We start from the raw sequence: 18071 nt of genomic DNA, 5'->3' as shown, positions 1-18071 counted from the left end.
TTGCCGGTAAGCGATGTGCCGAGGGTATCAATTCTACTGAGTCGCGGGCCGCACGCGGAATTGGATAGCAAGATCCGGCGTGACCTCAGCGAGGGCGAAGGTTAAGCTGTCAAATATCGGAGCCATTGCAGAGCGCGTTCTCAACCTCGCGCGAAGCCATCTCAGCCTCCAGCCAGCCGGGAAACCAGCAAAGTGACATACGCATACAGACTCATGAATTCGCCCGTCGGCGAGCTGAAGCTCGTTGCAAACGGTAACCGGCTCGCCGCCATTCTGTGGGAGAACGATAAGCCGAACCGGGTGCGCCTGCCCGAAATGGCCGAGGCCAACGACCGCCCGATCCTGATCGAAACCGAGCGGCAGTTGACCGAGTATTTCGCAGGAGCGAGAAACCGGTTCGACCTTGAACTCGACTTCCAGGGAACGGACTTCCAGAAGAAAGTTTGGGCGGCGCTTCTGACGATTCCGTTCGGCGAGACGCGCAGCTACGCGGACATCGCTACGCAAATCGGAAACATCAACGCGGTGCGGGCGGTGGGCGCCGCGAACGGCAGGAATCCGATCTCCATCGTGGCGCCGTGTCATCGCGTGATCGGCGCGTCCGGCGATCTCACCGGCTTTGCCGGCGGACTGGCGAACAAGATGTTTCTTCTGTCGCTCGAAGCCGGGCAGACTTCGCTGGAAGCGGCGGCGGATTCGAATGCCGCTGCGACCGCAACCACGACTGCAAGTGCAACTGCAACTGCGACTGCCACTGCGGCTTCAACCGCAACGCCGGAAACGGTGGTCCGGGAAACGCCTGTGAAGCCGGCACGCCCTGCGCCAGGCTGCGGGACGCAGACCTCGTTGTTCGGCAACTGAGCCGATGCAGGGTATGGGATTCTTTTTTCATGCCGAGGCGGGTCGCAGCACGACGGGCCGATGATCGCACGTGCAGTCCGACCGCGTTCGCGAACTGATCGAAGCCAACATCGACGCCTACACCTAAGCATAAAGCGCCTATCCTTAAGATGCCCTTTGGGCGTCAACCAGGAGGATGACATGCGCTTGCTTCTCAACGTACGTATACCGCACGAACCGTTCAACACGCTGGTGCGCGATGGCACTGCCGGCGAAGTGATAGGGAGAATACTTGAAGAAATAAAACCGGAAGCCGCCTACTTCACCGAGCAGAACGGAGCACGCGGCGCGGTACTCGTCGTGAACCTCGACGATCCATCGGGAATCCCCGCACTCGCGGAACCATTCTTTCTGAAGTTCAACGCGGACTGCGAATTCCGCGTCGTCATGTTGCCGGAGGACCTCATGAAAGCCGGACTGGATAAGCTCGGCTCAAAATGGAAGTAGCGCATACACTCGTATCAAACAATGTGCTTGCCGCCTGCGGTTCATGAGACGCACCGCGGACGGCAACGCACGCAAAGGCGCAGACCTCTGCTCCGATCACCCGAGTTCGAATGACGTCACGCCAAACACGCGTTCGATTCGAACAGCAGGCGGTTCCCGCGTGTACATCCGCGCGGTTTCAAAGACGCTCGTCATGCCATAACGCTCGGCCAACGCGACGGCGGCGGGATGGGTCTCCGGCGCATCGAGGACGATGACCTCGCCCGGCATGCGCGCCACCAACGCGTCGAACAGATCGCCCGCGATCTCGTCGTTGTCAGCGAAGAGCGGACCGATCTTGCCTCCCGCTCTGCAACGACGCAGGACACCGTAGCCCGCAACCTGACCGTCGCGCACCGCGGCCAGCGCAGTGGCGTCAGGTTGGCCGAGCCACGCGGCGAGAAAGCGCTCACGCGCGGCGGGAAAGCACTGGCGATCGTAGTCAAGCAACCGCTCGAACGGCAGCGCCGACGCATTCAAAATGGTCGAGCCCGACGCACCTTGGGCGAAGGCGTGAACGACACCCTGAAAGCGAATGTTGCGATACGCAAGCCGAAAACCGGACGTTCTGTAATTCGCCTGCTGGGCAACGACGCCGTCCAGTCCGACATTGCGGTTGCCCAGATACTCCATGCCATGCTGCCAGACGCGCATGCCAAAGCCTCTGCCGCGAAACCCCGGCTTTACGATATACAGACCGATAAAGCCGAAGTGCTCGCCGTAGGCAACCGCCGAAATGCAGGCAACCGGCTCGCCGCGCCACGCTCCGATAAAAAAGCCATCCGGGTCCCCGGCACGAAAGCATTCGGCATCGTGCAGGCCGGGGTTCCATCCTTCCGCGGCAGCCCATTCGATCGACAAGGCTACGTCGTCGGCCGACATGGTGCGCACGATAAAATCACGATGCTCGTCCGGGTTCATCGCGATCGCCCCGGCAAGCGTTCCAGCCGCGCGACGCCCGGCCCTCTGGCGCCAAAGCCCCGCAGCGGTTTGGGATTGGTCAGCAACCGGTCCGGATCGATCTTCGCCATGTTCTGATCTCCTTTCTCCTTTGATGCCCGCCTACGCCGTCGACATGTTCGCCGACATGCATCGACAGATTACACGGCCCGGCGCCGGATGATTCTGCCAATCGCTTCCGCCCGCACCTAAGCTTCTCCTAAGCCTTGTCCGCTAAGATCGAGGGTACGATTCATTACACGTTCCTCAAAAACCTCACTGCATGAATACACTCGAAGCGTTCAATCAGGCGCTCTTTCTGATGATCAACGCCACGCCATCTACACCCGTCTGGCAGATCGATATGGCGAGAATGATTGCCGACTACGTCATTTATCTTGTGCCGCTGTCGCTGATCGCGATATGGGTCTTCGGCGCCGAGCGTCAGCGCGAAGCCGCCGTGCGCGCGTTGTGCGTGACCCTGCTTGCCCTCGGGCTCAATCAGATTGTCGGCCTGGTCTGGCCGCATCCCCGGCCATTCGTGATCGGAATCGGCCATACGTTTCTGGAGCACGCGCCCGACTCGTCGTTCCCAAGCGACCATGGGACTATCTTCGCCAGCGTCGCGCTGACCTTGTTGCTGGGCGGCGTGAGGCGGTACGGCGTGGCGATCCTGCTGGCCGGGCTCGCGGTGGCGTGGGCGCGCGTGTTTGTCGGCGTCCACTTCCCGCTCGACATGGCCGGCGCCGTCGCCATGGCATGCGTGACGTTCCTGCTGATCGCGCCGCTGTGGCGGGTTGGCGGAGCCATGATGACACGCGGCCTTGTTACGGTGTACCGCAAGCTGCTGGCGTGGCCGATCGGGCGAGGCTGGCTGTCCTCGTAGCGCCTCGCGTAGCGGCAGACGGCAACGCTCAGAAATTCGTGAAGAAGGCCCGGGCCGCAACCATGCAGAAGGAAGCGACCAGTTCGCCGTGATACGCCTGAAGCACGGCCGAGGCGCCGCCGTCGGTCGCACCACCTGCTACGGCCTGATTCGCGAGCGTCGCCTTCGCGCTGGCGAAGCCCTGCTTGATGGGCGCGTACGGATCGCTAGGCCCGGAGATCGGAGAGTCCACGTCCAGCACGGACGTAAGCCCTGCCGGCACATTGGCGTTCTGCCAGTAGGCCTGCTCGATGCGTGCGTTGAAGAAAAATACGGTGGGATCCGAGCCGCCGCCGCACAGCAGAACCGGCGCACGCGGCAGCCAGTTGCGCAAGTCATTGCGCTTGAACGCCTGGCGCAGCGGGTGCATGGGATTCGCAGCCGGCGTCGAGGCCACCGTGGTGTTGGGAAACGCGCCGTCGGGATTGGCCGCGGCATCGTCCAGAAGGCTCAGGCGATAGGCGTTGCGCACGAGATTGGCGTTGCCGAACCCGGCAGCAAACAAAGATGTCAATGAGGGCGGCACGAGCGGTGGCGAAGTCGGCGGTGTCATCGAAGCATATTGCGGCGCGGGCGGAACGCTGCTGAAGAGTTGCGTCGAGGGCAGTTTCCCTTTCGAAAATAGCGTGTCGAGCGGCTGCAGGCTCGGCAGAAGATTCTCGATGCCCGGGGCATACGCCGCTTCATAGAAATCGCCGGGTTTTCGGTAGATGTTCTCGTAGGCATGCTGGTAGCCCGTCACGATCAACGTCGTGAACAGCGTCGACCCCAGGTTCACCTCGCCTTCGATGAGCGCGTCCGCGGTCGCGGCAAGCGCATACGGACCCGATCCCGGCGCGGACGCCGTGACCTTGACGCCGGCCGCCTGCAAGGCACGATGCGTCGCCAGCGCCACGAAGCCGCCTTGCGAATAGCCGGTGACGAAGAGCTTGCCGTTCTCGCGCGTCCGTCTTTCCGGCTTCACTTCGCTCAGCACAGCCCGCGCCGCCCGAAGCGAGTCGATCACGTCGGCGGATTGCTGATCGGCGTTCAGGTAAGGGTGATACGTGAGGTCGGAGCCGGCATAGCCCGCGTAGTTAGTCGCCACCACGATATAACCCTGGGCCGCGTACATGGCGGCAACGCTGATGCCCTCCCCCGCGCCGTCGCCATTGCCCGGATCGGTTTGCGTGATATCGGCGATGTTGTATTTGCGGTACGCGGTCGTGCCGTGCGCATAGAGCATCAGCGGACGTGGCCCGCCGCATGCCGCCGAGCGTCCGCTGGGAATCATCAGCGCGCCGCTGGCCGTGGTGGGCTCGCCCGCGCCGCCGACGGTGCGGTAGCGGAAAGTCACGATCTCCACACTGCAAGCGGGCGCGCCGGCGACCTGCGCGAGCTGCTGACCGGACGCGTTCGACGCAAGCAGTTTCGAAAACGCCCCAGCACTGAGCCGTAGCGTGACGCGGTGGTCGAGGAGCTGGCCGCGGGCGTTGCACCCCTCATCGCAACTGGAGCCCGCCTGGACATAAGCAGTGGCGCCCAACGTGAAACATGTCAGCAGCACGAGGGCCGCGTTTCGCATCGCTACAGGCATGTGAGGCTCCGTCTTGTTGGCGCCGGTTGGCGCTTGTTGGTATTACGGCGGTTGGGCGGCCTTACAGAGTGAGAGGAGTATAGGTAAACCTGGCCTGGCGGTGTGGGTTCGTGCGTGCCGGCTTACGTCCAGAGCGTGCGGCCAAAGAACGTCAGCGTGCGGTCCCAGGCCTGCTGCGACCAGACCGGATCGAACTGGGTCCTGGAGATTCGGCCCGGACCGACTGCCGTTTCGTTCGCGAACGCATGGTACGCAAGATAGCGATGAAACTCGACGTCGACGTGGGCCGCGCTGAGCTTGGTTTCCAATGCGTCGACGGTTTCAGCCGGGAAGAATTCGTCTTGCGTCGCCCAGTGACCGAGAACCGGAACCTTGATTTTCGAAGCGTCGATGTACTCCAGCGGCGGGAAGCCGTACCACACCACACCAGCCGATACTTCGGGGACGTTGCAGAGCGCGAGCAAGGTAAGCGCGCCGCCCATGCAATACCCGGTCACGCCGACCTTCGCCGAGTGCTGCTTCAGATACTGGACGGCGCCGCGCACGTCTTGCGTCGCGGCATCGCCGAAGTCGAGTCCGCTCAGCAAATGGTTCGCCTCCGCCTCTTCAACCGTCGACTTGCCGCGGAAGAGATCGGGCACCAGCACCAGATAGCCGGCCTGCGCGAGCCGGTCCGCCACGCCGCGAATCTGGTCGTTCAAACCCCACCATTCCTGAATCACGACGATGGCAGGCGCGCCCTCCAGTTTCCGCGGCCTGGCCAGATAACCCTGGACGTCTTTGCCGTCAGGGCGGTTAAACGTGATCATCGATCCTGTAGCCGGTTGCATCAGTTGCTCCTCGAAGTAGCCGAAGCCGCTAGCATAGGCCAGAGTGGCGGGTTTTGCAGAGCTCAAGCTTTGTTGCAATCCGGTCGATATCCTGTGTGCTGCCTTCACGAGCATGTATGTGCTCCTTTTCATTCGACCTGGATCATCTTTTCGACCATGCGCTTTCTGGATCGCCTATTCGTTCCGTCCCAATCGCGATACGCCGAATTGTTTGCCGCGCGCTTGCGCGCCTTGGGCGACACCCGTCAGTGGCAATACGACGCGCCGCAAAGCCGCCTGACGCTGCCGCCCGTTGACGGCAGAATTCCGTCCGACATCATTAATTTGCCCAATATGTACCGCGAGTACATATCGGCAAAGCGCGGCATGCGTGCGGACACCCTTCAGCACCAGGCAACAGGAATGATGCAGCACTACATCCCGGAGACGCTCGCTGAGGCTCGCTCGCATCTGAGGCCTGTGATTCGAAGTGCCACCGAGCGGGGGTATATGTACCTGTCGCTGGGAGAGACGGCGAAGCGTGACATCGTCTTTCGTCCACTCTGCGAGAACCTGGAGATCGGCATCGCCTATGACAGCGAATATACGATTGCCCGGCTGACGGGTTCCACACTCGCCAAATGGGGCGTTTCATTCGAAGAAGCTTACGAGATCGCCATTGACAATCTCCGCGCTGAGTCGACCCGATCGTTCACGCAATTGCAGAACGGCGTATTGATGTCCGCGTACGATGACCATTACGACGCGGGCCGCCTGCTGCTCACCGATCTGCTGCACCGTCAAGGCATTTCCGGTGCGCCGGTCGTGATGGCCCCCAACCGCAAAGTATTGCTACTCACCGGCGAGCACAATGATGCAGGGCTTGCCACCATGGTGTCGATCGCTGAATCAGCGCTCCAGGAGCCGCGCCCGCTGCCGCCCCTGATGCTCCGCTGGAACGGCGAACGCTGGGAAAAATTTGCGCCACAGGCGCTTGCCCAAAAGCTGGCGCTCATGCGGATCAAGGAAGTCGCCAGCGACTACGAAGCTCAGAAGACCCGCCTCGATCAACTCTTCCAGCAACGGAAAACCGATATATTCGTCGCAAAGTTCACAGCGCTTCAAGCTCCCGACGGTTCGGTCCATAGTCTCTGTGCATGGACCGAAGGCGTGCGTTCGCTATTGCCTGCCGCCGACAAGATTTTTCTCTTCCGCCCTTCCACCAATCAGCATGTGCAAATGCCATGGGAAGAAGTCGTCGCGGCCTGCGGTCACTTGTTGAAACCGACCGACCATTTACCGATACGTTACGAAGTCGATGCTTTCCCGGAGCAGGCAATCTTCGAAACATGGGTTGCAAAGGCGGAGCCACCGGTCGAAAAACCGGCGTAGCGAACCAACACCACTTGCCTCAAGAAAGGGAAGACGCCGCCGGGTCGATGAACCATGCTGCAATGATCGAAATTGCCCAACGTCGCCCCTCGAACTCATACTGCGGCTTACCCGTCGTTTCCGGTTCAGGCTATTCATGTTCGTCCTCGCTCACCTTGATAGAATCCGCTGCGTCGGATCCCGCGGCCGCCTGAAACTATCAGCGATGCTCTCCCTGATTACCGGCGCCCTGTTGAGCCCGATCTTCGGCAGCGTCGGCGCGCCCGGTCCGTCGACCGCCGCCCTCACCCACGTCCGAATTCTTCGCGTATCCGAAGACGTGGTGAGAAGGGCCGCTGGGCCTTTCTTATTGAAGAATCCCTTGCTCCCGGGATGGGTGCCATTGGATCGCAAAGAGCGCTGGCTCGATCCGCTCGACGCAAAGAAACGGAACTGATGCGCGGGACGATAGGCATTAAGGATTTCCTGACCGAAAAATCAGGAAACCAGCGGCCTATAGTCCGGACTACCTGACGGCGACACTCAAGCGCGGCGTTTAAAGTGGTTCATTACAACCCATCGCCGGATCACCGTCATGACCGACTACTTTTTGCCACCCGAGAAAACAGTCGAACGCATCGACGAGCTGTGCATACGTCTATTCGAGCTTTGGTGTGAAGAAAGAAAACTGGTGCCGCTCGCCTATCTTTTGCACTGCTGGCCATTGACCGGCCACGATGCCGTCGCGGTCAAGCGTCTGGCCGACGCCATGTCGGACCTGTGCCAGTTCCAGACGCCGAAACTCGGCACTCGTGAGTCGATGCTGGCCCGCGAAATAATCGGCTACGCCCGCGAAATCATTGGCGAGCCATTGCCGCGTGGCAACACCGCCGCGAACGGCGCCGGCATCATGTGGATGCGGACGCGGCTCGCGAACGCAGCGGGTCAAATGCCGGCGGTTACCGTAGCGGACCTCCTCGACGGCCCCTTATAGACCGCGATTCTGCTACGAGTGCAAAATACAGAAGCAAGAAACACAGCACTCGCGGGGAAATATGCTGGCGAATAGCGTTGGTTCACTCTTTGCCTCGCCCAGCCGATTCAGGCACAGCGTGGTTTTCCGGCTGCTCGCTACCGTGCTGCTGTTCAGTTGCGCCGTCACGTTATTGCTGAGCGCGCTGCAACTCTATCGCGACTATAGCCGCGGGGTCGAGCTGATCGAAACACGTCTGTCGGACATCGACAGAAGCAATCGCGACAGCCTTGGCGAGGGCCTGTGGCAGCTCAACCGCACGGAGCTTCAGCTTCAGCTGAACGGCATCCTGCGGCTCGCCGACATGTGCGCCGCCGAAGTGCGCGAAACCGGATCGAGCGCGACACCGCTGGTGGTGACGGCTGGCGAGCGCAGGACGGGTGCCGTGATATCCCGCGAATTTCCGATCTTTTATCGCATCCACGGTGCTCAGCAGAAGATCGGCACCCTCTATGTGCAAGCAACGCTTGCCAACCTCTATCAGGCGCTGGAGCAAACCGCGCTGGTCATTCTGATCGGTCAGGCGACCTATACGTTCATCGTTGCGCTGTTCACCATCTACATCTTTTCGCGCCTCGTGACGCGGCATCTCGCCACGATTGCCCGTCTGGTCGGCGAATACGACTTCCGTGCGGCGCCGAAGCCGTTCGTCCTGCCGCGCCGCAAGCCGCGCTGGCCAGACGAGCTCGATCGCGTGGTCGCCGCGTTCAACAGCATGGGCGCGCGGCTGCACGACGCCTATCTCGCCGAGCGCGACGCCACTGCACAGCGGCAAGCGCGGCACCTCGCCGAAGCCGCCAACCGGGCCAAGAGCGAGTTTCTCGCGAACATGAGCCACGAGCTGCGCACGCCGCTGAACGGCATCCTCGGCTATACGCAGATTTTGCTGCGCGATGGCAGCCAGAACGAGCGCCAACGCAACGCGGTCGAAGTGATCCATCGTAGCGGCGAGCATCTGCTGACGCTGATCGACGACACGCTCGATTTCGCGCGCATCGAAGCCGGCAAGCTGCGCATTGAAATGGCCGATGTGGCGCTGCCGGGCGTGCTCGATACGATCCGCGACATCATCGAAGTGAAGGCGGAGCAAAAACACCTGCGCTTCGTATGCGACCTGTCCCCCGACCTGGGCTGCGCGGTGCGGGCAGACGAGCGCCGCTTACGGCAGGTGCTGCTCAATTTGCTGGCGAATGCGGTCAAATTCACGGACACCGGCTGGGTCAGCCTGCAAGTCGCCCGTGCGCCTTCCGGCGCGGTGCGCTTCTGCGTGAGCGACTCGGGTATCGGCATCCCGGCCGACAAGCTCGGCGCGATTTTCGAGCCTTTCGAGCAGACCGGCGGCCCCGAACGACGCGCCGGTGGTGCCGGACTCGGTCTTGCGATCAGCCAGCAGTTCGTGCGCGCAATGGGTAGCGAAATCCACGCGGAGAGCGTGGTGGCGCATGGGAGCGTCTTCTGGTTCGATCTCGCGCCGGCCGGCACCGACGCGCCCACCGCCCGCCCCGCCCCGGCAACGCCGGCCGCGCGGCGCGCAACGGGTTATGCCGGGCCACGCCGTAAAGTGCTGGTGATCGACGACGAGCCCGTCAACCGGGCGGTCGTGGTCGAGTTTCTGGATCAACTGGGCTTCGACACCCTCGAGGCCACCAGCGGAGACGAGGGACTCGCCAAGACGCGCAGCGAGGCGCCGTCGCTCATCATGACCGACATCCTGATGCCGGAAATGGATGGCTTCGAAACCACGCGCCGATTGCGCCGATTGCCGGGGCTCGGCGATATTCCGATCATCGCCGTGTCGGCGAATCCTTCCTGGCGCGACGAGAAGCGGAGCACCGACGCAGGCGCGAACGCGTTCCTTTCCAAGCCGGTCGACTTCGACCGGCTGCAGGCCCATCTCGCCGACCTGCTGGCGCTGAAGTGGACGGGCTCGCCGGCAACTCGCCCGCAGCAATCCGACGCATCGCGCACGCACCCGCCCGTGTTGCCCGACGACGAACTCGACACTCTGCATCGTCTCGCCCGTCTGGGCGACATGCGTGCCATCGCCGAATGGGCCGACAGGCTGGCGGCCCTCGACGAGCGCAATCTGGTATTGACTACGGAACTGCGCGCACTCGTGAAAGGCTATCAGTCAAAGGCCATTCTGCGGCTCGCGGAGGAGTATCTCGAGAGGAAGTCCAAGCCATGAATGACACAACGATCGCGGCGGAGCCGGCCACTATTCTGGTTGTGGACGACGCGCCGATCAACATTGGCGTCGTGGCCGACAGTCTCGAGGACAAGGGCTTTCGCGTGTTCGTTGCGCTCGACGGCGAGGAGGCGCTCGAACGGGCGCAATTTTCTCAGCCCGACCTGATTCTGCTCGACGTAAAAATGCCGGGCATAGACGGCTTCGAAACCTGTCGCCGGCTCAAGCGTAACGAGCAGACCCGCGAAATTCCGGTGATTTTCATGACATCGCTCGCCGATACCGACGACCTCGTCGAAGGATTCGCTGTGGGTGGCATCGACTATGTCACCAAGCCGTTCCAGATCGCCGAAATGTTGGCGCGCATTCGCACCCACCTTACGCTGCGCGCCATGCACAAGGCGCTCCGTTTGCAGAACGCCAGTCTCTCGAACGAGGTCGCGGCTCGACAGCAGGCACAGGAAGCCCTCTCTCGCGTGCGCGACGAACTCGAAGACCGCGTCGCCGAACGGACCGGCCAACTCGCGCGCGCGAATGCAAGCCTGCTTGTCGAGATCGACGAACGCAAACGGACCGAAACGAAACTCGTGTCGAGCGAAGCGCGCTTTCGCACGATCGTCGAGACGAGCCCGGTGCCCTTGTGCATTACGTCCATGGACGATGGACGGATCCTTTATATGAACGGGCCGTTCCGCTGGCTGTTCGGTTTCGACGCGAACGATTGCGGCACCACCCATATGGGCGACTTCTATGTCGACCCGACGGAGCGCGACAGGACGGTCGAACTCCTGCGCCACGAAGGCGGATTCACCAACAACGAAATCCAGTTCAAGAATTCGGAGGGTGAGCGCTTCTGGGCAACGGCGACCGCTCGCATTGCGACGTTCGCCGACGCCCCGGCGATCTATGTCGGTCTCAACGACGTCACTGCGCGCAAACAGGCGGAAGAGAAATTGCGCGCCAGCGAAGCCAGTCTGGCGAACGCCCAGCGGCTGGCCAAACTGGGCGACTGGGAATGGAATGCCGCCGCCGGCGTGACGCACTGGTCGTATGAAATGTACCGGATCCTCGGTTTCGAGCCGAACAGCGTGAAGCCGAGCTATCGAACACTGCGCGCTGCGATCCACCCTGAGGACCGGCCCGCCATACGGCGCGCCGTGCGCGCGGTGATCACCGACCGGCAGCCCCATTTTCTCGATTGCCGCCTGACCGGTGCGGACGGCGAGCCACGCATCGTGCAGCTTCACGTCGAAGCACCGCACGAAGGGCCGGGCAACCCGCTCAAGCTGGTCGGCACGATTCAGGACATGACGGAACGCAAGCGCGTCGAACAGGAACTGCTCGAATCGCGCGAACGGCTACGCGAGTTGTCCGCGTACATGGAGGCGGTTCGCGAAGAAGAGCGAAAGTGGATCGCCATGGAAATTCACGACGAACTCGGGCAACTGCTGACCGCGCTGAAAATGGACGTGTCGCTGCTGCGGATGCGGCTCGACAGCGATTCGGAAGCAGCCAGAAAAACCGAGGACATGCGCGAACTGGTCGAGAAGACCATCTGGATGGTGCGCAATGTTGCCAGCCACCTCAGGCCGGCTGCGCTAAACTTCGGCATCCTGTCGGCACTCGAGTGGCTCGTGGACGACTTCGTTCGACGCAATCGCATGCCGTGCCAGTTGTCGATTCACGGCAGCGAACCCGTTCTGCCGGACGCGCATGCAACAGCCGTGTTCCGTATCGCGCAGGCTTCGCTGACCAATGTTGCGCGCCACGCCGACGCTTCGCGAGTCGACGTCACGCTCACCGCAAGCAATGGCGCCTTGACACTCAATATCCGCGACAACGGATGCGGCTTCGATCTGCCCGTGGCGCGCCGCCGCTATTCCTATGGATTGCTCGGCATGAGCGAACGCGCGCGGCTGATTGGCGGCACATTGCACATTGAAAGCGCGCCCGGCGCGGGCACCACCGTCTCCATTCACATCCCGCTCAGGACCGAGAAAAGCACATGATAAAGATCCTCATTGCAGACGACCATGCGATCGTGCGAGGTGGTCTGAAACAGATCATCGCGACTACCACCGACATGATCGTCGCCGACGAGGCGGCCGAAGGCGCCGAAGTACTCGAGAAACTACGCGCCCGGTGTCCAGACCTGTTGCTGCTCGACATGACGATGCCGGGCATCAGCGGCATCGACCTGATCCGGCGCATCAGGGCCGAATACGTCGGCCTGCCGGTACTCGTGCTGAGCATTCACAACGAGGCTCAGGTCGTCTCGCGCGCGCTGCGCGCCGGCGCAACCGGCTACCTCACCAAAGACAGCGACCCGGAGATCCTGCTTGCCGCGATTCGCAAGCTGGCCGAAGGCGGCAGATTCATTGATCCGAAGCTGGTGGACTCGATGATTTTCGGCACTCATTCCGGCGACACCCCGCCGCACGACATGCTGTCCGATCGCGAATTCCAGGTGTTGCAAGCCTTGGCCGCTGGAAAGAGCATCAACGATATCGCTGAAGCATTCGCGCTCAGTGCGAAGACCATCAGCACCCATAAAATGCGCCTGATGCAAAAACTGGGGATCAGTAATAATTCGGAATTGATTCGCTATGCGATCAGACATCACATTAGTACGGAATAAAATTCAATTAAGGGAATCCCTACATGAACATAAGGATTCCCCGTCCCCGAAATCGGCAATGGCTGATCGACAAATTTTTTTGACGCCTTTATGCTTCACCAAAGCTTTTCGTTTTATGATCATTTCCTAACGAAGTCGGCACACTTAAAATAATCCCGCTGAGTGAAACCACGCCGACGCGTTGTTAAATTCAAGCATGCGGCAATAATGTCCGCATCTCGCATTGCGATCCGTAAAATTGACTGATTAACGTCTCTCAGGTTCTGGCATGCATTCCTCGGACGCCAGAGTCTTTCCAGCCGACACAATGTGTCGGCTTTTTTTTGCCGATTGCTCATTGAAATAGAAATCCTGCAGGCTCTCCAAGTCATTAACTCAATAGAAGAATCAATTCTTGCTAAAACTTTCTCACGGTTAAACCCTTTGCAAACAACCGCCACTGTACGGACCAGATAGTTGACACTGCCATGACCGACAGACCCAGGTGTCGGAATTGAGAGAAAAGATCGATTGATTTTCTCGTATAAGATATCCAGAATATATTTGTATGAATAATAAACGGGTGCCGGATAAGGCAAAGCTTTGTGACGTATTCGCCCTGTTTGCGACCGCAGCCCTGGTGCTTCAGACTTGAGCCACCGCCGCAACGTCGGCTCACTCAATCGCGGACCAGCAGAGGCGCATCGGTCCGCGTCAGAAATTGCGGGTCCCTGCGCCACTGGGTCGCCTGTTCGAACGCATAGCCCAACGCCAATAACCGCGCTTCGCTCCAGGCGGGTCCGACAAACGACAAACCAACCGGCAAACCACGCACTTGCCCGGCCGGCACCGTCAGATGCGGATAGCCGGCCACTGCAGCCGGCGTTGAAAAACCTCCATTACTACTGTCGCCGTTGATGAAGTCGGTCAGCCAGGCGGTCCCACCCGTCGGCGCGACAATCGCATCCAGACCATGTTGCTGGAGCACGCGATCCAGCCCTTCGTCACGCGATTGCGTACGGCAAGTTGCCAACGCTCGCTTGTACACATCGCTATCGAGATCGCCCAGGGCCTCAGCTTGCGTGAAGAGTTCCTGACCGAAGTAAGGTTGCTCGAGATTGCGATGCGCGTTGTTGAAAGCCATCACATCGGCCAGGTTGCGAACCTGCGCATGCGGCGCGAACGCCTCCAGCCACAGCGGCAAGTCGTATTTGAATTCATGCAGCAACACGGAAAGCTCTTCCTTGTCGTAACCGACGCGCGGCAAATCGACCGGATCGATCACGTCGGCGTCGAGCAGCCGCAACTGCGCGATAGCCAATTCGATCTGCTGGTCGACTTCATCGTGACCCGTGAAAAACTCTTTTGCGACGCCAATCCGCGCGCCTTTCAATGCGTCCTTGTTCAACGCTCGCACGTAATCGTCCGGCGCGGGCGCCGCCGACGTTTGCGAATCACGCGTGTCCGCTCCGGCAATCGCCGAAAGCAGCAGCGCCGCGTCGTGGACCGATCGGGTAATCGGACCAGGCGTGTCCTGCGAGTGCGAAATCGGAATGATGCCGTCACGGCTTATCCGTCCGACAGTCGGCTTGAGTCCGACCACCCCGCAGATCGACGCGGGAGACACAATCGACCCGTCCGTTTCGGTGCCGATCGCCATTGCCGCCAAACCCGCGGCGACGGCCGTCGCGGAGCCCGAGCTCGAGCCGCTCGTGTTCCGGTCCAGCGCATAGGGGTTGCGCGTCAGGCCGCCGCGCGCGCTCCAGCCGCTAGTCGAGCGCGTGGAGCGGATGTTCGCCCATTCGCTCAAATTCGTCTTGCCGATGATGACCGCACCCGCTTCACGCAGGCGGCGCACGAGGTCGGCATCGCGGGTTGCGCGAATGCCGGCGAGGGCAAGCGAACCTGCCGTCGTCGCCATCTTGTCGCCCGTTGCGATGTTGTCCTTGATAACGACCGGCACGCCATGCAACGGGCCGCGACGCCTGCCCTCATGGCGCTCGGCGTCCAGCGCCGCCGCGATCCGCATGACGTCGGGATTGAGCTCGATCATGCTGCGCAACCGGGGGCCACGGCGGTCGATCGCTTCGATACGATCCAGAAAATAACGCGCTGCCTGTGTCGCGCTCATCTCGCCACCCGATATCAACGAAGGATGCGCGCCGGATGCCGATATCGGCGAAGTGGCGCTGGCGCCTTTTGACATTAGCCCGGCGGCTACTAGGCCAACTGATTCGAAGAATGTGCGTCGTCGCATGGAGAAGGTCGAATTGACGTTTGTCGTGGCGTTCCGCACGGCGTGACAGGTCGGCTAGGCGCGCTCCCTCTCGCGACCGCTCACATCTTGTGCGTCGATAAAAAGATACTGGTTTCGGTGCTTGCGATTCCGTCGATCAAACGAATCGCGCCGAGCACCCGATCGAAATTCTCCAGCGAGTCCGCTCGCAACTCCGCGATGAGGTCCCACCGCCCATTGGTGCTGTGAATGGTTGCGACATTGGGATGGCCACGCAGCACCTTGAGCACGTCTGCCGCGCGGTTGCCTTCGACAGCAATCGACATCAGCGCCCGAATCCGATGCGCCTCGGCCGCCGGCTTCAGCCGCACCGTATAGCCCACGATCACGCCGCTTTCCTCGAGGCGCGTGAGCCGGTTCTGCACCGTTGCACGCGCCACGCGCAGGTGCTTTGCAAGCGCCACCACCGACATGCGGGCATTGTCGCGCAGCAGCGAAATGAGCTGCCTGTCGATGTCGTCGAGATTGATCATGATGGTTTTCTGTGTCGCCGGCGACGGCGTTCCGCTGCCCGCACCTGTCCTCATCCGCCCTTACATTACCTGGCGATGTCTTCATGCGGCAATGTACAAAATGCTATTTCAGGCGAGCATTTTGACATCTTATCTGTGAAATTTGTGAGGTTTGCTGTCTTTTTGTTGGCGAGGTCTGAAGGAATAATTCCGTCATTGCTCCCACACCGGAGCCCACATCAATCACGGAGACATGACCATGACCCGCTTTCTCGACGTACCCGCCACCTATCGACTCGTCGCCGATATCGGCGTGCCGCGATTTTTGAGCGAACTCGCCGATACCATCCGCGCCGACTATCTCCGATGGCGCGAGTTCGACAAGTCGCCACGCCTTGCATGCCACTCCCAGCTAGGCGTCATCGAATTGATGCCGGTTGCCGATTCGAACCTGTTCGCCTTCAAGTACGTGAACGGCCACCCGATCAACGCCGAACGCGGCATTCACACCGTGATGGCGTTCGGCGCGCTCGCCTCCGTCGATACCGGCTACCCGTTGTTGCTCTCCGAACTTACCCTGACCACCGCCTTGCGCACCGCGGCAACGTCCGCGCTTGTCGCAAGGAGCCTGGCCCGCCCGGACTCACGACGCATGGCCTTGATCGGCAACGGCGCGCAAAGCGAATTCCAGGCGATCGCTTTTCACACACTGCTTGGCATCAGTGAGATTCGCGTGTTCGATGTCGACGCGCGTGCAACCGATAAGCTGGCGCGCAATCTCGCCGCATGGCCGGCCCTGCGTGTCGTCCGCGCGGCATCGATCGCCGACGCGGTGCGCGGTGCCGATATCGTCACGACCGTCACCGCCGACAAAAGCTATGCGACGATCGTCACGCCGGACATGATCGAACCCGGCATGCACCTGAATGCAGTCGGCGGCGACTGCCCGGGCAAGACCGAGCTGCATGCGGACGTGCTGCGCATGAGCCGCGTGATTGTCGAATATGAGCCGCAGACGCGAATCGAAGGTGACATCCAGCAGCTCCCGGCCGATTCGCCCGTCACCGAACTGTGGAGAGTCCTTGCCGGAGAGGTTGCGGGCCGCGAAAGCGCCGGGCAGGTCACCGTGTTCGATTCCGTCGGCTTCGCACTCGAGGACTACTCGGCGCTCCGCTATCTCCACACACTGGCACAGCACCACGACGTGGGCATCGATATCGCATTGATTCCGGCAATCAGCGATCCTAAAGACCTGTTTGGCGACCTGATAGAAACAGCAGCCACGCCAGCCGCCTTTACCCCGGCACGCGCCAACGCCTTTGCGCGCTAACCGAACCCGCTATCCGGCCGTTTCGCCTCCGCTTTCCGCAACCCGCTAACGAACCCCATGAGCCTTCTGTCGATGCAGGCGCCCGCCGCCGTTGTCATGATTCGCCCTCACTGCTTTCATCCGAATCCGGAGACGGCGGCCGACAACGCTTTCCAGCGTGCCGGCCACGCCCTTAGTTTCGCAGAAGCGACAGCGCTCGCCGCCGCGGCACGCGACGAAGTCAGCGCTGCGGCGGCAAGCCTGGAAGCGGCAGGCGTACGCGTTCATGTGTTCGACGATTGCGGGAGGAACGAGACACCCGATTCGGTCTTTCCGAACAACTGGTTCTCGACGCACGCGGGCGGCCATGTGGCGCTCTTTCCGATGCACTCGGTCAACCGCCGGCGCGAGCGCAGGCACGATGTCATCGAAATGCTCAAGACCGAATACCGCGTGCAGGACGTGATCGACTACTCCGGGCTGGAGCACGACGATGTTTTTCTGGAGGGTACCGGCGCCATGGTGCTCGACCACGTCGCACGCGTTGCGTATGCGGCGCGCTCGCATCGCGCCGACCCGGTGGCGCTCGAACGCTTCTGTACGCATTTCAACTTCGAGCCGATGTGCTTCGATACCGCCGACGCGGACGGCCGCGCGGTCTACCACACCAACGTCATGATGAGCGTGGCGACGGAATTTGCGCTGATCGGGCTCGAGCTCATTTGCGACGACAAACGCCGCAGCGAGGTACACACGCGCCTGCTGGAAAGCGGCCGGACGGTTATCGCGCTCACGCATGCGCAGATCGGCAATTTCGCCGGGAATGCACTGGAATTGTCAGGGAAGGATGGCCGCGTTCTCGCATTGTCGGAACGGGCGACGTCGTGCCTGACGGCCCAACAGAGAACACTCATCGAGCGTTCCGCGCAATTGCTGCCATTGCGCGTGCCGACCATCGAACTGGCTGGCGGCTCGGTGCGCTGCATGCTCGCAGGGATTCATCTGGCTCGACGTTAAGGCAATCGCTGCCGTGAAACCGGTGTCAACCTGATCCGCGCTGATCGTTGCATTCGCAACGGGTTAGGCATTCGAATCCTGAACGGAGAACGGCCGAAACGGATCGATCGACGCGCCGCCGCTCCCACCGGCGGCGCGTCGAGTCTACACAAC

General features: G+C 61.3%; 16 protein-coding genes. 11 read left to right on the top strand and 5 right to left on the bottom strand.

Going from position 1 to position 18071, the window contains the following annotated elements:
• The first annotated feature begins 192 nt into the window (after positions 1–192).
• Together DSC91_RS02395 and DSC91_RS02390 are read left to right on the top strand one after the other, a co-directional pair.
• Positions 193–861, top strand: coding sequence for a methylated-DNA--[protein]-cysteine S-methyltransferase (locus tag DSC91_RS02395; RefSeq protein WP_115776656.1), 669 nt, complete (start codon positions 193–195; stop codon positions 859–861).
• Positions 862–1041: 180 nt separating this feature from the next.
• Complete coding sequence (locus DSC91_RS02390; RefSeq protein WP_115776655.1) at positions 1042–1347, top strand: panthothenate synthetase; 306 nt, start codon at positions 1042–1044, stop codon at positions 1345–1347.
• 96 nt (positions 1348–1443) lie between these two features.
• On the opposite strand, the gene DSC91_RS02385 is transcribed toward DSC91_RS02390, so the two are convergent.
• Positions 1444–2307, bottom strand: coding sequence for a GNAT family N-acetyltransferase (locus DSC91_RS02385; protein WP_115776654.1), 864 nt, complete (start codon positions 2305–2307; stop codon positions 1444–1446).
• Positions 2308–2608: 301 nt separating this feature from the next.
• On the opposite strand from DSC91_RS02385, the gene DSC91_RS02380 reads away from it, so the two are divergent.
• On the top strand, positions 2609–3211 hold the full coding sequence (locus DSC91_RS02380; RefSeq protein WP_115776653.1) for a phosphatase PAP2 family protein: 603 nt from the start codon (positions 2609–2611) through the stop codon (positions 3209–3211).
• A 28-nt stretch (positions 3212–3239) separates the two neighbouring features.
• On the opposite strand, the gene DSC91_RS02375 is transcribed toward DSC91_RS02380, so the two are convergent.
• Complete coding sequence (locus DSC91_RS02375; RefSeq protein ID WP_115776652.1) at positions 3240–4826, bottom strand: alpha/beta hydrolase family protein; 1587 nt, start codon at positions 4824–4826, stop codon at positions 3240–3242.
• A gap of 122 nt (positions 4827–4948) precedes the next feature.
• Positions 4949–5656, bottom strand: a complete 708-nt coding sequence (locus DSC91_RS02370; RefSeq protein ID WP_115779651.1) for a dienelactone hydrolase family protein — start codon at positions 5654–5656, stop codon at positions 4949–4951.
• Positions 5657–5812: 156 nt separating this feature from the next.
• Between DSC91_RS02370 and DSC91_RS02365 the strand changes: the two genes are divergently transcribed.
• The 6 genes from DSC91_RS02365 (at position 5813) to DSC91_RS02340 (ending at position 12865) form a co-directional block, all read left to right on the top strand.
• Positions 5813–7027 carry a DUF1444 domain-containing protein gene (locus DSC91_RS02365; RefSeq protein ID WP_115776651.1) on the top strand — a complete coding sequence of 405 codons (1215 nt, stop codon included), beginning with the start codon at positions 5813–5815 and terminating at the stop codon, positions 7025–7027.
• Between the two features lie 205 nt (positions 7028–7232).
• Positions 7233–7463 (top strand): hypothetical protein, encoded by a 231-nt coding sequence (locus DSC91_RS02360; RefSeq protein ID WP_115776650.1) that lies wholly within the window; start codon positions 7233–7235, stop codon positions 7461–7463.
• 138 nt (positions 7464–7601) lie between these two features.
• Positions 7602–8000, top strand: a complete 399-nt coding sequence (locus DSC91_RS02355) for a hypothetical protein (protein WP_115776649.1) — start codon at positions 7602–7604, stop codon at positions 7998–8000.
• 118 nt (positions 8001–8118) lie between these two features.
• Complete coding sequence (locus DSC91_RS02350) at positions 8119–10227, top strand: response regulator (RefSeq protein WP_308422860.1); 2109 nt, start codon at positions 8119–8121, stop codon at positions 10225–10227.
• Positions 10224–12236, top strand: a complete 2013-nt coding sequence (locus DSC91_RS02345) for a hybrid sensor histidine kinase/response regulator (RefSeq protein ID WP_115776647.1) — start codon at positions 10224–10226, stop codon at positions 12234–12236. Before DSC91_RS02350 ends, DSC91_RS02345 begins: the two co-directional genes overlap by 4 nt.
• A complete protein-coding gene (locus tag DSC91_RS02340; protein ID WP_115776646.1) occupies positions 12233–12865 on the top strand; it encodes a response regulator in 633 nt (210 codons plus the stop codon). Before DSC91_RS02345 ends, DSC91_RS02340 begins: the two co-directional genes overlap by 4 nt.
• A gap of 658 nt (positions 12866–13523) precedes the next feature.
• Here DSC91_RS02340 and DSC91_RS02335 read toward each other — a convergent pair.
• A complete protein-coding gene (locus tag DSC91_RS02335; protein ID WP_115776645.1) occupies positions 13524–15101 on the bottom strand; it encodes an amidase in 1578 nt (525 codons plus the stop codon).
• Positions 15102–15181: 80 nt separating this feature from the next.
• The gene (locus DSC91_RS02330; protein WP_115779650.1) at positions 15182–15613 is read right to left on the bottom strand and encodes an Lrp/AsnC family transcriptional regulator; all 432 of its coding nucleotides are present in this window, start codon (positions 15611–15613) and stop codon (positions 15182–15184) included.
• 238 nt (positions 15614–15851) lie between these two features.
• Here DSC91_RS02330 and DSC91_RS02325 point away from each other — a divergent pair, with 238 nt between their 5' ends.
• Positions 15852–16922 (top strand): ornithine cyclodeaminase, encoded by a 1071-nt coding sequence (locus DSC91_RS02325; RefSeq protein ID WP_115776644.1) that lies wholly within the window; start codon positions 15852–15854, stop codon positions 16920–16922.
• A 57-nt stretch (positions 16923–16979) separates the two neighbouring features.
• A complete protein-coding gene (gene ctlX, locus DSC91_RS02320; protein ID WP_115776643.1) occupies positions 16980–17918 on the top strand; it encodes a citrulline utilization hydrolase CtlX in 939 nt (312 codons plus the stop codon).
• The last annotated feature ends 153 nt before the right edge of the window (positions 17919–18071 follow it).

The organism is Paraburkholderia caffeinilytica, from assembly GCF_003368325.1.
Classification (GTDB): domain Bacteria; phylum Pseudomonadota; class Gammaproteobacteria; order Burkholderiales; family Burkholderiaceae; genus Paraburkholderia; species Paraburkholderia caffeinilytica.
This window is presented reverse-complemented; position numbering and strand designations above follow the sequence as displayed.

Coding starts and splice junctions, on each gene's coding strand:
- DSC91_RS02390 (WP_115776655.1), top strand. CDS start 1,042: ATGCGCTTGCTTCTCAACGTACGTATACCGCACGAACCGTTCAACACG.
- DSC91_RS02385 (WP_115776654.1), bottom strand. CDS start 2,307: ATGAACCCGGACGAGCATCGTGATTTTATCGTGCGCACCATGTCGGCC.
- DSC91_RS02380 (WP_115776653.1), top strand. CDS start 2,609: ATGAATACACTCGAAGCGTTCAATCAGGCGCTCTTTCTGATGATCAAC.
- DSC91_RS02375 (WP_115776652.1), bottom strand. CDS start 4,826: ATGCCTGTAGCGATGCGAAACGCGGCCCTCGTGCTGCTGACATGTTTC.
- DSC91_RS02370 (WP_115779651.1), bottom strand. CDS start 5,656: ATGCAACCGGCTACAGGATCGATGATCACGTTTAACCGCCCTGACGGC.
- DSC91_RS02365 (WP_115776651.1), top strand. CDS start 5,813: ATGCGCTTTCTGGATCGCCTATTCGTTCCGTCCCAATCGCGATACGCC.
- DSC91_RS02360 (WP_115776650.1), top strand. CDS start 7,233: ATGCTCTCCCTGATTACCGGCGCCCTGTTGAGCCCGATCTTCGGCAGC.
- DSC91_RS02355 (WP_115776649.1), top strand. CDS start 7,602: ATGACCGACTACTTTTTGCCACCCGAGAAAACAGTCGAACGCATCGAC.
- DSC91_RS02345 (WP_115776647.1), top strand. CDS start 10,224: ATGAATGACACAACGATCGCGGCGGAGCCGGCCACTATTCTGGTTGTG.
- DSC91_RS02340 (WP_115776646.1), top strand. CDS start 12,233: ATGATAAAGATCCTCATTGCAGACGACCATGCGATCGTGCGAGGTGGT.
- DSC91_RS02335 (WP_115776645.1), bottom strand. CDS start 15,101: ATGCGACGACGCACATTCTTCGAATCAGTTGGCCTAGTAGCCGCCGGG.
- DSC91_RS02330 (WP_115779650.1), bottom strand. CDS start 15,613: ATGATCAATCTCGACGACATCGACAGGCAGCTCATTTCGCTGCTGCGC.
- DSC91_RS02325 (WP_115776644.1), top strand. CDS start 15,852: ATGACCCGCTTTCTCGACGTACCCGCCACCTATCGACTCGTCGCCGAT.
- ctlX (WP_115776643.1), top strand. CDS start 16,980: ATGAGCCTTCTGTCGATGCAGGCGCCCGCCGCCGTTGTCATGATTCGC.